Origin of the sequence: Mesorhizobium sp. M0626 (assembly GCF_040320665.1) — a bacterium.
GTDB lineage: Bacteria > Pseudomonadota > Alphaproteobacteria > Rhizobiales > Rhizobiaceae > Mesorhizobium.
On record NZ_JAMYQD010000044.1, the window covers coordinates 1 to 13,005 of the forward strand.

The 13,005-nt window shown below is 64.7% G+C and carries 13 protein-coding genes and 1 pseudogene; 10 read left to right on the forward strand and 4 right to left on the reverse strand.

Translation table 11 applies throughout. From position 1 onward, the window contains the following. Window positions 1-161 precede the first annotated feature (161 nt). Together NKI37_RS31415 and NKI37_RS31420 are read left to right on the forward strand one after the other, a co-directional pair. Window positions 162-1,226 (forward strand): alpha/beta fold hydrolase, encoded by a 1,065-nt coding sequence (locus NKI37_RS31415; RefSeq protein WP_352791730.1) that lies wholly within the window; start codon window positions 162-164, stop codon window positions 1,224-1,226. 5 nt (window positions 1,227-1,231) lie between these two features. Next, the gene (locus NKI37_RS31420; protein ID WP_023826710.1) at window positions 1,232-1,696 is read left to right on the forward strand and encodes a hypothetical protein; all 465 of its coding nucleotides are present in this window, start codon (window positions 1,232-1,234) and stop codon (window positions 1,694-1,696) included. A gap of 8 nt (window positions 1,697-1,704) precedes the next feature. Here the strand turns inward: NKI37_RS31420 and pyk are convergent, their stop codons facing one another. Both pyk and NKI37_RS31430 read right to left on the reverse strand, forming a co-directional pair. Beyond that, the gene (gene pyk, locus NKI37_RS31425; RefSeq protein ID WP_023673117.1) at window positions 1,705-3,150 is read right to left on the reverse strand and encodes a pyruvate kinase; all 1,446 of its coding nucleotides are present in this window, start codon (window positions 3,148-3,150) and stop codon (window positions 1,705-1,707) included. After that, on the reverse strand, window positions 3,147-3,635 hold the full coding sequence (locus NKI37_RS31430) for a DUF1036 domain-containing protein (protein WP_023673118.1): 489 nt from the start codon (window positions 3,633-3,635) through the stop codon (window positions 3,147-3,149). Before NKI37_RS31430 ends, pyk begins: the two co-directional genes overlap by 4 nt. Window positions 3,636-3,881: 246 nt before the next feature. Between NKI37_RS31430 and NKI37_RS31435 the strand changes: the two genes are divergently transcribed. From NKI37_RS31435 to NKI37_RS31445, 3 genes are all read left to right on the forward strand, one after another. Further along, on the forward strand, window positions 3,882-4,679 hold the full coding sequence (locus NKI37_RS31435; RefSeq protein ID WP_352791728.1) for an N-formylglutamate amidohydrolase: 798 nt from the start codon (window positions 3,882-3,884) through the stop codon (window positions 4,677-4,679). 12 nt (window positions 4,680-4,691) lie between these two features. Beyond that, entirely contained in the window at window positions 4,692-5,000 is a 309-nt protein-coding gene (locus NKI37_RS31440; protein WP_023690051.1) for a DUF1244 domain-containing protein, read from the forward strand. Window positions 5,001-5,157: 157 nt separating this feature from the next. Next, window positions 5,158-6,333, forward strand: a complete 1,176-nt coding sequence (locus tag NKI37_RS31445; RefSeq protein WP_352791726.1) for an MFS transporter — start codon at window positions 5,158-5,160, stop codon at window positions 6,331-6,333. Here the strand turns inward: NKI37_RS31445 and NKI37_RS31450 are convergent. Next, window positions 6,297-7,205, reverse strand: coding sequence for a LysR family transcriptional regulator (locus NKI37_RS31450; RefSeq protein ID WP_352791724.1), 909 nt, complete (start codon window positions 7,203-7,205; stop codon window positions 6,297-6,299). The genes NKI37_RS31445 and NKI37_RS31450 overlap by 37 nt on opposite strands. Window positions 7,206-7,299: 94 nt before the next feature. Between NKI37_RS31450 and NKI37_RS31455 the strand changes: the two genes are divergently transcribed. From NKI37_RS31455 to NKI37_RS31475, 5 genes are all read left to right on the forward strand, one after another. Beyond that, a complete protein-coding gene (locus NKI37_RS31455; RefSeq protein WP_352791722.1) occupies window positions 7,300-8,256 on the forward strand; it encodes an SDR family oxidoreductase in 957 nt (318 codons plus the stop codon). 178 nt (window positions 8,257-8,434) lie between these two features. Next, the gene (locus tag NKI37_RS31460; protein WP_023693632.1) at window positions 8,435-9,295 is read left to right on the forward strand and encodes an FAD binding domain-containing protein; all 861 of its coding nucleotides are present in this window, start codon (window positions 8,435-8,437) and stop codon (window positions 9,293-9,295) included. Further along, on the forward strand, window positions 9,295-9,777 hold the full coding sequence (locus NKI37_RS31465) for a (2Fe-2S)-binding protein (protein ID WP_352791720.1): 483 nt from the start codon (window positions 9,295-9,297) through the stop codon (window positions 9,775-9,777). The genes NKI37_RS31460 and NKI37_RS31465 overlap by 1 nt, the downstream gene beginning before the upstream one ends. Then, window positions 9,774-12,038 (forward strand): xanthine dehydrogenase family protein molybdopterin-binding subunit, encoded by a 2,265-nt coding sequence (locus tag NKI37_RS31470; protein WP_023673127.1) that lies wholly within the window; start codon window positions 9,774-9,776, stop codon window positions 12,036-12,038. Before NKI37_RS31465 ends, NKI37_RS31470 begins: the two co-directional genes overlap by 4 nt. A gap of 24 nt (window positions 12,039-12,062) precedes the next feature. Then, on the forward strand, window positions 12,063-12,308 hold the full coding sequence (locus NKI37_RS31475; protein WP_023684042.1) for a MoaD/ThiS family protein: 246 nt from the start codon (window positions 12,063-12,065) through the stop codon (window positions 12,306-12,308). Between the two features lie 274 nt (window positions 12,309-12,582). On the opposite strand, the pseudogene NKI37_RS31480 reads toward NKI37_RS31475, so the two are convergent. Then, window positions 12,583-13,005 (reverse strand): annotated as a pseudogene (locus NKI37_RS31480) (hypothetical protein); the annotation flags it as partial.

Below are 13,005 nucleotides of genomic sequence, written 5' to 3' on the forward strand. Positions count from 1 at the left end.
ACTCCCGCCCCCCTCGACCAAGGTGCCTCCTCCATACTCCATTCAGCATACTCCCGACTCCCATCTCCCTTCTCCCTACTCCCTCCTCCCTACTCCCTACTCCCTACTCCCTACTCCCTACTCCCTAGAACTTATCCCCCTCCACCCCCGTATCTCCGCGCATGAACCTCATTTACGCCGCCTGTGCTTTGCTCCTCGCGCTCGTCTTTGCCCTGGCCGGTGTCACCCGCGCCGGCGCGTGGCTGATCGAGTGGCGGAACCCGCCGGCCGGCGAATTTGCCGACATCGACGCCACCCGCATCCACTATGTCCACGTGCCGGCGCCACAAAATGCCGAGCTGCCGGCGATCGTCTTCATCCATGGCGCCAGCGCCAACCTCAGGGATCAGATGCTGCCGATCAGGCCTTTGCTCGAAGGCCGCGCGGAGATGGTCTTCCTCGACCGGCCGGGCTTCGGCTGGTCGGCACGCGGCCCCGGCAATGAGAGCCCGTCGGCGCAGGCCGACACCATCGCCAGGCTGATGGACCGTCTCGGCATCCACAATGCGATCATGGTCGGCCATTCCTTTGGCGGCGTGATCACCGCCGCCTTTGGCCGCGAACACCCGGACAAGACGCTCGGGCTGGTCTTTCTGTCGCCGGTCAGCCACCCCTGGCCGGGCGGCGCGACCGCCTGGTACTACAAGCTGACCGCCACCCCCATCATCGGCTGGCTGTTCTCGGAGACATTGACCTATCCGGCAGGCACGCTGCAGATGGACGGCGCCACGGCCTGCGTGTTTTCTCCCAACAAGGTGCCGGAAGGCTATGTCGGCAATGCCTCGATTCCGCTGGTGCTGCGTCCCGGCGCTTTCCGCGCCAACGCCATCGATGTCGCCGGCCTCTACGACTATACGCTGAAGGCCGCGCCGCATTACCGCGACATCACAGCGCCGACCATCGTCATCTCGGGCGACCGCGACAAGGTGGTCTATGCCTCGATCCATTCGGTCGGCCTGGTCAGGGACATCCCCGGCGCCGAACTGATCTGGGTCCACAATCTGGGCCACAAGCCGGATTGGATCGCCTCCGACCTCGTCGTCGGCGCGATCGAGAAAGTCGCCGGCAAGGTCGTCGACCTGCAGGCAATGGCAAAAACCGTGGAAGCACGCATCGCCGGCGATGCCTACAACGATGCACAGTGCCCCGACATCACCGTGCCCGACGCGGAACTGGCCCCGACCTGATCGCAATGTATGTCCTGAAACACGGCATCAAGAGAAACCCGGAGAAGCGATGGGCGTTGCCGGACCGCATCTTCTTCGGCTATGGCGCGTGCGCCATTCTTGCCGGCGCCTTTCTCGAGCGTCCTCCTCTGGACGGCTTTTACGGCGAACGGATCATTCCTGGCGAGGGCTTTTCCGGGAACCATATTTACGCGACGAACGGCGTGATCGCCTTCGACTACCACGGCTATTCAGCCCGCGAGCGGCTTTTAAAACACCACAAGAGGGGCTGGGCGTCGCGCAATCCCGGGTGGCACTGCACGATCGCCACGGTCGATTTCGATCTGCTCGACACAGTCGAACTCAACCGGCGAAAGATGCTGGGTCCGGACCAGTACCTGCACGACCCCGTTCCTCGCGCACACCGCTTCCTTCAGCGTATCGATCACGCCGAAGGTGCGGCAAGAGCGCTGCGAACTGTGATGAGTTGAAGCCTCTGTCAACCTATGTTGCGGGTGGCCTGCACGTCCGACCCGACATAGGCGATGCGCAGCATGTTGGTCGAACCCGGCGTCCTCAGCGGCACGCCCGCCGTGATGATGACGCGGTCGCCCGGCTGACCGAACCCCTCTTCGAAAGCGATGCGGCAGGCGCGGTCGACCATGTCGTCGAGGTCGCTGGCGTCGGGCGAGACGACGCAATGCGTGCCCCACAAAAGCGACAGCCGCCGCGCCGTGTTGAGGATCGGCGACAGCGCGATGATCGGCACTTGCGGCCGCTCGCGCGCGGCGCGCAGGCCGGTGGTGCCCGACGCCGTATAGGTGATGATCGCCGACAGTTTCAGCGTCTCGGCAATCTCGCGGGCGGCGAGCGAAATGGCGTCGGCGCCGGTTGCTTCCGGTTCCGAGCGCTGCGCGTTGATGATGCCGGCATAGGTCGGGTCGGTTTCGACCTTGGTGGCGATGCGGTTCATCATCGCCACCGCCTCGACCGGATAGGCGCCGGCAGCGGATTCGGCTGAAAGCATGATGGCGTCGGCGCCCTCGAACACGGCGATCGACACGTCGGAGACCTCGGCGCGGGTCGGCACCGGCGCGGTGATCATCGATTCCAGCATTTGCGTGGCGACCACCACCGGCTTGCCGGCGCGGCGCGCGGCGCGCGTGATCTGCTTCTGGATGCCGGGCACCGCTTCCAGCGGCATTTCCACACCGAGATCGCCGCGGGCGACCATCAGCGCGTCGGAGAGTTCGATGATTTCGGCCAGCCGGGCGACGGCCTGCGGCTTTTCAATCTTGGCCATGATCAGTGCCCGGCCGCGCGCGATCTTGCGGGCTTCCGCCAAATCCTCCGGCCGCTGCACGAAGGACAGCGCCACCCAGTCGACGCTTTCCGCCAGCACCGCATCGAGGTCCTTGCGGTCCTTTTCGGTCAGCGCACCGACCGGCAGGTCGGTGTCGGGCAGGCTGACGCCCTTCTTGTCGGAAATGGTGGTGCCGGCGACGACGGTGCAGGTGATAGACTTGCCGTCGCTCTTCACCGCCCTGAGCTCCAGCTTGCCGTCATCGATCAACAGACGGTGGCCGGCCTCGACCGAGCTCAGGATTTCGGGATGCGGCAGGTAGACCCGGGTCGACGTGCCGGGCTCGGGATTGTTGTCGAGGGTGAAGGTCTGGCCCGGCGTCAGAACCTCCTTGCCGTTGGCGAACTTGCCGACGCGCAGCTTCGGTCCCTGCAAATCGGCCAGGATGCCGATCGGACGGCCAACTTTCTCCTCGACCGCGCGAATGCGGCCGACCAGCGTGCGCATCAACTCGTGATCGGTGTGGCTCATATTGATGCGGAAGACATCGGCGCCGGCTTCGAACAGCTTCTGCAGCATCTCCTCGGACGAGGAGGCAGGACCGATGGTGGCGAGGATCTTGACCTTGCGGCTACGTCTCATTGACTGTTTGTTCCCGGGGCGGCTGGAGCGCCTCCCGTTGTGGACTCATCGGTCAGCTGGACCATCCAGCTTGCCTGCTCGCCCGTGTCATATTCCTGGAATCCGGCGCGCTGGAAGCCCCGAGCGACGCAATCGGTAACGCCTGCGATCTTGAACTCTTTTTCAGCCACGCACATGTTGATCGGGCCATCCCAGCGCCCGCCGCGCTCGGCGTCTTCTGCATAAAGATAGTAAAACCTCGATGACAGCGGACCTTCGATCAGCGTCTTGCAGCTCGATCCTTCGATGTGCCACCACCCCTCGGTGATCCAGCCTGCCTTGGCGCGGTAGCCGATGCCGACGCCGACCAGGTTCTGCGTGGCGTTGCAGACGCGGAAATCGGCGCGGGCGGGCGAAGCCGCGACCAGCGCGGTGAGCCCTAGCGTCAGGGTCAGGAGCGGCACGGCAAAGGCGGTGCGCGCACGCGGCCTGCCGGCGGAACCCATCCCGAAACCCCTCAATAACGTCATCTGCATCTCTCAACGCCCCTTTTCGGAAAAGTCCGGGCGCATGTCAACGCGCCGTTCTGTCCAATTCCAATCGATTTAGAAAGGCCCCCGACACGCGATCTGCCGCGCGTCACAGGATTTTCGCAGAAACCGTGGCCAAACAACGGCATTGCGCAACAGTCCTCTTCGTGGGAATGACGATACCACCCTCCCCGGAAGCCAGCGAACAGACCTTTCCAGCCAATGACCCGATCCACAGTTTTCGCGCCTTTCGATATCGTCGAAGGCGACCGCAAGCGAGGCATCGTGCTTGTCGCCGACCATGCCCGCCGCGACCTGCCGGAGGAGTATGGCAGTCTAGGCCTGCCGGCGGCGGAACTCGATCGCCATATCGCCTACGACATCGGTGTCGAGACGGTGACGCGCGAACTTGCCGCAGCGCTCGACGTGCCGGCGGTGATCGCCAATTTTTCGCGGCTGCTGATCGATCCCAATCGCGGCGAGGACGACCCGACGCTGATCCGCCAGCTCTATGACGGCACCGTCGTGCCGGGAAACTATCCCATGGCACCGGCCGAACGCGAAAGGCGGCTCGACGGCTTCTACCGGCCTTATCAGGACGCGGTCGGCGCCATGATCGCGTCGGTGGCGCACGCCTCAGGCAAAGCGCCGTTCATCTTCTCCGTACACTCCTTCACCCCTGTCATGCAGGGCTTCATCCGCCCTTGGCATGTCGGCATATTGTGGGACCTCGACGACCGCGTGGCGCGGCCGCTGATCGACATGCTGGCGCAGGATAAAAACCTCGTCGTCGGCGACAATGAACCCTATGACGGCGCGTTGCGCGGCGACACCATGTTCAAGCACGCCATCGTCAACGGCTTTGCCCATGCGCTGATCGAGATCCGCCAGGACCTGATATCAGACCGCAAGGGGGCGCTGGCCTGGGCGCAACGGCTGGCGCCGATCGTTGACGCCATCGACCGCCGTCCCGATATACATCAGGTGAAGATGTTCGGCTCGCGCACCGGGCCGCTGTGAGGATCCAAGGCAATGACCGAACTCAGCGATGACCAGAAACGCGATTTCGAGGCCGCGGCCTTCCGCCGGCTGGTCGAGCATCTGCGCGAGCGCAGCGATGTGCAAAACATCGACCTGATGAACCTCGCCGGCTTCTGCCGCAACTGCCTGTCGAACTGGTATCGCGAAGCGGCCGAGGCTGAGGGCGTCGATCTCGGCAAGGATCAGTCGCGCGAAATCGTCTACGGCATGCCCTATGCGCAATGGCAGGCGCTGAACCAGACCGAGGCTTCGGACGCCAAGAAGGCGGAATTCGAGGCGAGGCGGCCGAGGGATCATTGACGATTGGCTAGGCCCTACGCGACTTCGTCATCCTAGGGTGGAGCAGTCGCGAAGCGACGTCGCGGAAACCGTAGGATGACGAAGAGAAAGGCGCTTGACGAGAAATTGAATCGATCTAATTTGCCGCGCAAAGCCATTCCTTGACCGGATTCGGGCCATGAACGCGCAAGACACCATGCAGAGCGCCCTTCAGGGGCGATGGGCCGTAGCCGCGATCTTCCTCGCCAACGGCTTCCTGACCGGCAGCTGGGCGCCGCAGATTCCGGTGTTCCTGACCCGGCTCGACATCTCGAAATTCACCCTCGGTCTGCTGATCCTTCTGTTCGGCGTCGGCGCGGTCGCGGCCATGAGCTGGTGCGGCCATCTGATCTCCAGGCATGGCTCGCGCACCGTGTTGCGCTGGTTCGGCCTTTGCGGCAGCCTCGGCCTGCTGATCGTGGCGCTGGCGCCCAACGTGCCGCTGGCGGCGATCGCCATGATCATCTTCGGCGGCTCGATCGGCGGCATGGATGTCGCCATGAACGCCAATGCGGTGGTGGTCGAGCGCCGGCTCTCCCGCGCCATCATGTCGTCGTCGCACGGCTTCTGGAGCCTCGGCGGTTTCGCCGGCGGCGGTCTGGGCGGTTACGCCATCCAGACTTACGGCCACCTCGCCCATGCGGCTGTAGTCACGGTCATTGCTTTTGCCGTCATTGCCGTGGCGGTCGGCTACCTCATCGCCGAGGACAAGCCGCAGGCCGCCGAGCATCACAGATTAACGCTGCCGGCCAACCCGCTGGTCTATCTTGTAGGGCTGATGGCGCTGCTGACGATGATTTCCGAGGGCGCCGTGCTCGACTGGGCAGCGCTTTATCTCCGGCAGGAGCTCGGCGCCGACCTCGCCATCGCCGGCCTTGCCTACGCCGCCTTCTCCGGCGTCATGGCTGTCATGCGCTTTTTCGGCGACGGCGTGCGCAACCGCTTCGGCGCGGTGGCGACGCTGCGCGGCTCGGCGGTGGTCGCCGCCGCCGGCATGCTGGTCGCCGGCCTGTCGCCTTCGCCCTGGATCGCCATCGCGGCTTTTGCTCTCTGCGGCTTCGGCATCGCCAATATGGTGCCGATCATCTTCTCGGCCGGCGGCAACCAGGAAGGCATGTCGTCGGGCACCGGCATGAGCGTCGTCACCACCATGGGCTATTCCGGCATATTGGTGGCGCCGTCGGCGATCGGCTTCGTCGCCGAGCATTCCAGCTTCGGGCCGATCTTCGTCGCCATGTCGGGGCTGTTGATGGTCGTGCTTTTGATGGCCGGGCTCGCTCACCGCGCCGAATTCGCGGCCGCCCCCGCCGAATAGCGCTTCAGCTCCTCGTAGAGGAAATCCGCGACGCGGCGGATGCGCACGCTGGTGCGCACGTCGCGATGCATGGCCAGCCACACCGGCAGGCTCGGCAATGGCAGGCCGGGCAGGAGTTTCTCCAGCAAGGGGTCGCTGTCGGCCAGCGGCTCCTGGCCGAGACCGACGCCGTTTCCCGCCCGCAGCGCTTCCCACAGAACGATCTGGTTGTCGGCCCTGAAGCGGAAGCTGCTTCGGGTGACGGGGATGCCGGCCTGGGTAAAGCCCCGGATCATCTCGTCGCTGCGGTCGAAGCCGATCAGCGGATGGTCGAGAAGATCGGCGGGCTTGAGCGGGCGGCCGTGCCTGCCGAGATAGGATTTCGCCGCGCAGCAGCAGAGCTTGATATCGCAGACCTTGCGCGCCGTCAGCTCGTTCTGCGCCGGCTTGACCATGCGGATGGCGATGTCGGCATCCCTTCGCAGCAGGTTCTCGACCTGGTTCGAGGCGACGATCTCGACCTCGATGCCGGGCTCCTCGATGCCGAGCCGCGCCGTCATCCTCGGCAGCACATAGGCCGCCACCACCTCGCTGACGGCAATGCGCACCGTGCCTTCGATCGCCTCGACCGAGCCCAATGCCAACAGTGCGAACGCGCTCGCCTGCTCGCTCACCGCTCTGCCGCGTTCGAACAGCGTGGCGCCTGCTTCCGTCAGCGCATAGCCGCGCCGCCCGCGCCGGAACAAGGTGACGCCCAACGCCTGTTCGAGCTCACCGATGTGACGCCCGAGCGTCGGTTGGCTGGCCGACAGTTTGCGCGCCGCGGCCGACAGGCTGCCGGTCTCCGCCACGGTGACGAAACTCTTGATCAGGTTCCAATCGATATCTTCCATTCATTTATGAATAACAAAGCTGCATCCCCAGTCAATTTTCATTCGCATATGGAGGCATCATATTCGCCGTGCAAACACATACACGGAGAAGAAAATGACCAAGATCGCAATTCTGGGGGCCAATGGCCGGCTCGGCCGCGTGGTTGGCAAAGCCTTCATCGACGCCGGCTTCGATGTCCGCGCCGTCACCCGCACCGGCAAGGTCCCGGCCGAACTCAAGGGCGCCACCGCCGTCGCCGGCGATGCGCTCGACCGCGAGGCGCTGATCCGCGCCACGCAAGGCGTCGACATCATCTTCAACGGCCTCAACCCGATCTACACCGACTGGGGCAAGTGTCTGCCGATGGCGGAGAACGTCACGGCCGCCTGCCATGCCAATGGCGCGCTGCATCTTTTCCCCGGCACTGTCTACAATTACGGCTCGCCGATGCCTGAGGTGGTCACCGAAGACACGCCGTTCCGTCCGACCACCGAGAAGGGCCGCATCCGCTGCGCCATGGAAGCGCTGTTTCGCCGCGAGGCCGATGCCGGCCGCGTCCGCACCATCATCCTGCGCGCCGGCGATTTCTTCGGCGGCACCGGCAGCGGATCATGGTTCGACCTCGTCGTCGCCGCCAAGATGAGCAAGGGCGTCTACACCGCGCCTGGCCCTGCCAACCACGTGCACGAATGGGCCTATTTGCCGGACTTCGCCATCGGCTTCGTCGGCCTGGCGCGTAATCAGGGCAAGCTCGGCTTCTTTGAGGCGCTCAACTTCCCCGGCCACGCCGTCACCGACATGGACATAAAGGCCGCGGCCGAGAAAGCGTTGGGACGTCCGCTGAAACTGACCTTCATGCCTTGGTGGGTGCTGCGCGCCGGCAGCCCGTTCGTGGCGATGTGGCGCGAGATCGTCTCGATGTCCTATCTGCGCTTCGAACCGCACCGGCTCGTGTCCGACCGGCTGGAAGGCATCATCGGCGAAGTCCCGCACACCCCGCTGGACGAGGCCGTGGCCGAGGCCTTGAAGGACATCGGCATCAGCCTCGACCGTGCAAAAGACGCCGCTTAAATGCATGTCGCCCAGAAGTGTGCGCGGTTCTGGGACAACGACATGCATCAAAACAAAGACTTTAGACAAAAATCTCTCTCGCGGTGCTGGCCCAATCGCTGGAAATCAGCAACCGGATGGTCATTATGAGGAGACTGTTTATAACGGTCGGCGAGATCACCATCACCAAGGGGAGACGATGCGTTACATACGTCCGCTTTCAATCGAAGACGCCGTTGGCCTGCTGGCCGACGCTTCCGGCACATCAGCCATTCTCGCTGGAGGCAGTGACCTCCTCGTTCGGATGAAGGGCGGGTTTGTCGATCCCGACCTGATCGTCGACATCAAGGCGATCGAGGGCTTGAGCGAGATCAGGGAGACGGCCGACGGCTTCAGCATCGGCGCCACCGTCCCCTGCGCCGTCCTGGGCGAGAGCTCGGTTCTGAAGAAGGCCTGGCCCGGTGTCGTCGAAGCGTCGAAGCTGATCGGCTCGAAACAGGTCCAGGGCCGCTGCACCATCGTTGGCAATCTGTGCAACGCATCGCCGGCCGCCGACAGCGTCCCGGCCTTGGTGGCCGCCGCCGCAAAGGCCGTGGTTGCCGGTCCCTCGGGCAAGCGCACCATTCCGGTCGAGGCTGTGCCGATCGGGCCTGGCAAGACCTCGCTCACCAAGGGTGAGATCGTCGAGGCGATCCTGCTCGACAAGCGCGCGCCGCGTTCGGGCGACGCCTATCTCAGGTTCATTCCGCGCACCGAGATGGACATCGCGGTGGTCAGCGCCGGCGTGAACCTGACGCTCGACGAGCATGGCGTCATAACAGCCGCCCGCGTCGCGCTGGGCGCCGCGGCCCCGACCGTGCTTCTGGTGGAAGAAGCAGCCGAGGCACTCATCGGCAGGAAGCTGGATGAGGCGGCACTTGAGCGGCTCGCCAAGATCTGCGCTGGGGCCTGCCGCCCCATCGACGACAAGCGCGGCACCATCGAGTTCAGACGAAAAGTTGCGGGCGTGCTGGCCGGACGGGCCGCGACGACCGCCTACGCACGCGCAGGAGGCAAATGATGGCCGGTGTAGCAGTTTCAACGACAATCAACGGCGACAGCGTCGAATACCTTTGCCAGCCCGACGAGACGTTGCTCGACGTCCTGCGCGATCGGCTCGGCCTGACCGGCGCCAAGGAAGGCTGCGGCACCGGCGACTGCGGCGCCTGCTCGATCATCCTCGACAACCGGCTGGTCTGCTCTTGCCTGGTGCTTGGCGCTGAAGCCGAAGGCCGGCATATCGAGACCGTCGAAGGCATGGCGCATGGCGATCAGTTGCATCCGCTGCAGCAGAAATTCCTCGAACACGCAGCCTTGCAATGCGGCATCTGCACGCCGGGCTTCCTCATCGCGGCCAAGGACCTTTTGGCCAAGAACCCCGATCCTAGCGAGGAAGAAATCCGCTTCGGCCTCGCCGGCAACCTCTGCCGCTGCACCGGCTACGACAAGATCGTGCGCGCGGTGCAGGACGCGGCCAATGTGATGAAGGGAACGCACGCATGAATTTCGATCCACGCTTTTCGGGCCGCAAATTCTCCTCCGTCGGCACGCGGCCCATCCGTCCCGACGGCGTCGACAAGGTGACCGGACGCGCCCGCTACGGCGCCGACTTCAACATGGCGGGACAGCTGGTCGGGCGTGTCCTGCGCAGCCCGCATGCGCATGCCAGGATCCTCAAGATCGACACTTCGAAAGCGGAAAAGCTCGCCGGCGTGAAAGCGGTGATCACCGCCGCCGACCTGCCCGATCTCACCGATGGCGATGCCGCCATGTACGACGTCCTCGACAATTGCATGGCGCGCGGCAAGGCGCTCTATGACGGCCACGCCGTGGCCGCGGTCGCCGCCGTCGATGCCCGCACGGCCAGGCAGGCGCTGAAGCTCATCGAGGTCGAGTACGAGCTGTTGCCGCATGTCACCGATGTCGACGAGGCGATGAAGCACACCGCGCCGTTGATCAACGACACGATCTTCACCGAGGGTCTCGAGGAAAAGCCGGTCAAGCCGTCCAACGTCACCAAGCGCAGCCAGTTCGGCCATGGCGATGTCCATCAGGGTTTCGGCCACGCCGATGTCATCGTCGAGCGATCCTTCAAGACCGAGCAGACGCATCAGGGCTATATCGAGCCGCATGCCTGCGTGGCGAGCGTCTCGTCCGACGGCACCGCCGACCTCTGGGTCTGCACGCAGGGCCATTTCGTCTACCGCCAGCATTGCGCGCAACTGCTCGGGCTGGAAGCCTCGAAGCTGCGCGTCACCTCGTCGGAGATCGGCGGCGGTTTCGGCGGCAAGACCCATGTCTGGGCCGAGCCGGTGGCGCTGGCTTTGTCGCGCAAGGCGGGACGGCCGGTGAAGCTGGTGATGACCCGCGACGAGGTGTTCCGCGCCTCGGGTCCGACCAGCGCGACCTCGATCGACGTCAAGATCGGCGCCCGCAAGGACGGCACCATCACCGCCGCCGAGGCGACGCTGCGCTACACCAGCGGGCCCTATGCCGGGACCTGGGCCGAGATCGGCGCCATGACGGCCTTCGCCTGCTACAAGCTCGATAACGTCCAGACCGTCGGCTTCGAAGTGCTGGTCAACCGGCCGAAGACCGCGGCCTATCGCGCACCCTCCGCACCGATGGCGGCGTTCGCGGTGGAAAGCGCTGTGGATGAGCTGGCCAAGGAACTCGGCATGGACCCGGTCGAGTTCCGCATCAAGAACGCCGCGCAGGAAGGCACCCGCTCCTCCTACGGTCCGGTCTACGGCCCGATCGGCATCGGCCCGACGCTGGAGGCGGCCAAGCACCATCCGCACATGAAGGCGCCGCTGGGCAAGAACCAGGGCCGCGGCATGGCTTGCGGCTTCTGGTTCAACTTCGGTGGCCAGACCTGCGTGGACCTGAACATCGGCATGGACGGCTCGGTGTCGCTGGCTGTCGGCACGGTGGACGTCGGCGGTTCGCGCGCGTCGCTGTCGCTGGTGGCGGCGGAGGAGCTCGGCATCGACTATGCCCAGCTCAAGGCGGTGGTCGCCGACACGTCCTCTCTCGGCTACAACGACATGACCGACGGCAGCCGCGGCACCTTCTCGTCGTCGATGGCGACCATCTCGGCCGCCCGCAACGCGATCAAGATCCTGCGTGAGCGCGCCGCGCAGACATGGGACATCCCCGTCGACGACGTGGTCTGGGAAAACGGCCACGCCATCGCCAAGGGCGAAAAATACGGCAATCTTGCAGCCCTGTCGCTGAAGGAGATCGCCGCCGCTTCCGGCAAGACCGGCGGGCCGATCGCCGGCCACAGCGAACTCGTCGCCGACGGCGCCGGCGTCTCCTTCGCCACCCATATATGCGACATCGAGGTCGACCCCGATACCGGCTCGACCAGGGTGATCCGCTACACGGTGATCCAGGATGCCGGCAAGGCGGTGCACCCGACCTATGTCGAGGGCCAGTACCAGGGCGGTGCGGCGCAAGGCATCGGCTGGGCGCTCAACGAGGAGTACATCTACGGCAAGGACGGGCGCCTGCAGAACGCCGGCTTCCTCGACTACCGCATCCCGGTCTGCTCCGACCTGCCGATGATCGACACGCAGATCCTCGAGATACCCAATCCCAACCACCCCTATGGCGTGCGCGGCGTCGGCGAAACCTCGATCGTGCCGCCGCTGGCGGCGATCGCCAATGCCGTCTCCAACGCAGCCGGCGTGCGCATGACCCACATCCCGATGTCGCCGCCACGGGTTCTCGCCGCGATCGAGGCGGAACGGGGAGGCTAGGGCAAAAATGAGGTTCTTGCCCTAATGGTCGAAGTGACGCTCTGGGGCGCGCTGGGCCAGCTCGCCGGCGGCCAGAGCAAGGTCGAGGTCGAGGCCAAGGACATCAGGGAGCTGTTCAGGAAACTGGCTGAACAGTATCCCGGCATCGAGCCCTGGATCGAGAAGGGCATCGCGGTGGCGATCGACGGGACGATTTATCGCGATACGTGGTCGAAGGAACTGCCGCCGGGGGCGGAGATTTTTCTGCTGCCGCGGCTGGCTGGGGGGTGAAGTGGGGTGTCGCCCTACGTCCCAGAGAGCGGACCGGCATCCTCGGTCTGCGAACTTCAAGTGCAATGTCGGTCCTCGCCTAGATGCCAGTTTTGCTGACCGCGTCTTATCGGCGGCGGGTTGGCCAACAATCCAGAGAACCTGATCCGCTGGATTACGGCAAGGGACATCAGTCCGCACACGGCTCTGAAGTGACTCGAGCGGGTCACCGTTTGACGGACAACACCGGCCCCTTTCTGGAGAGGCCGGCTATCGTTGATCCAGGATCATCAAGCTAGGTTTGGCGCTGAGACGTATCGGAAATTCGTTCGCGCACGGCATGCTCGGTCTTGTCTGCTGTGGACTTCACGATCTCGCCGAGCTGATCGGCTATCGTGTCTGCTTCCATATCTTGCCGGCCAGCTTCCTGCTTGATGGTCTCATAGGCTTCGGCGGCGACCTGCTTGGCCTCATCGAGGCCCCTATTGAGCAAAGTTTCGGCGGAATCGCGAAGCTTGTCGCCATAGGCGCCTAGTTGCTCGTCCTCCGTTGCGGTATGGGGCAGCATTGCACCTATAGCGGCGCCGATGGCGAGACCGACGGCCGCTACGGCCAAGGGTTGGTCCTCCAACAGATCTTGCGCGGAGCGGCTGGCTTTCGCCGCCATGTCCCCAGTCGTCGAGCTTGCATTGGCAGCGCTTCCCGTCAGACCCGCCGC

What these genes read in the sequence shown, in the direction of transcription:
- NKI37_RS31415 (WP_352791730.1), top strand. Translation starts at nt 162, where the DNA reads ATGAACCTCATTTACGCCGCCTGTGCTTTGCTCCTCGCGCTCGTCTTT.
- NKI37_RS31420 (WP_023826710.1), top strand. Translation starts at nt 1,232, where the DNA reads ATGTATGTCCTGAAACACGGCATCAAGAGAAACCCGGAGAAGCGATGG.
- pyk (WP_023673117.1), bottom strand. Translation starts at nt 3,150, where the DNA reads ATGAGACGTAGCCGCAAGGTCAAGATCCTCGCCACCATCGGTCCTGCC.
- NKI37_RS31430 (WP_023673118.1), bottom strand. Translation starts at nt 3,635, where the DNA reads ATGGGTTCCGCCGGCAGGCCGCGTGCGCGCACCGCCTTTGCCGTGCCG.
- NKI37_RS31435 (WP_352791728.1), top strand. Translation starts at nt 3,882, where the DNA reads ATGACCCGATCCACAGTTTTCGCGCCTTTCGATATCGTCGAAGGCGAC.
- NKI37_RS31440 (WP_023690051.1), top strand. Translation starts at nt 4,692, where the DNA reads ATGACCGAACTCAGCGATGACCAGAAACGCGATTTCGAGGCCGCGGCC.
- NKI37_RS31445 (WP_352791726.1), top strand. Translation starts at nt 5,158, where the DNA reads ATGAACGCGCAAGACACCATGCAGAGCGCCCTTCAGGGGCGATGGGCC.
- NKI37_RS31450 (WP_352791724.1), bottom strand. Translation starts at nt 7,205, where the DNA reads ATGGAAGATATCGATTGGAACCTGATCAAGAGTTTCGTCACCGTGGCG.
- NKI37_RS31455 (WP_352791722.1), top strand. Translation starts at nt 7,300, where the DNA reads ATGACCAAGATCGCAATTCTGGGGGCCAATGGCCGGCTCGGCCGCGTG.
- NKI37_RS31460 (WP_023693632.1), top strand. Translation starts at nt 8,435, where the DNA reads ATGCGTTACATACGTCCGCTTTCAATCGAAGACGCCGTTGGCCTGCTG.
- NKI37_RS31465 (WP_352791720.1), top strand. Translation starts at nt 9,295, where the DNA reads ATGGCCGGTGTAGCAGTTTCAACGACAATCAACGGCGACAGCGTCGAA.
- NKI37_RS31470 (WP_023673127.1), top strand. Translation starts at nt 9,774, where the DNA reads ATGAATTTCGATCCACGCTTTTCGGGCCGCAAATTCTCCTCCGTCGGC.
- NKI37_RS31475 (WP_023684042.1), top strand. Translation starts at nt 12,063, where the DNA reads ATGGTCGAAGTGACGCTCTGGGGCGCGCTGGGCCAGCTCGCCGGCGGC.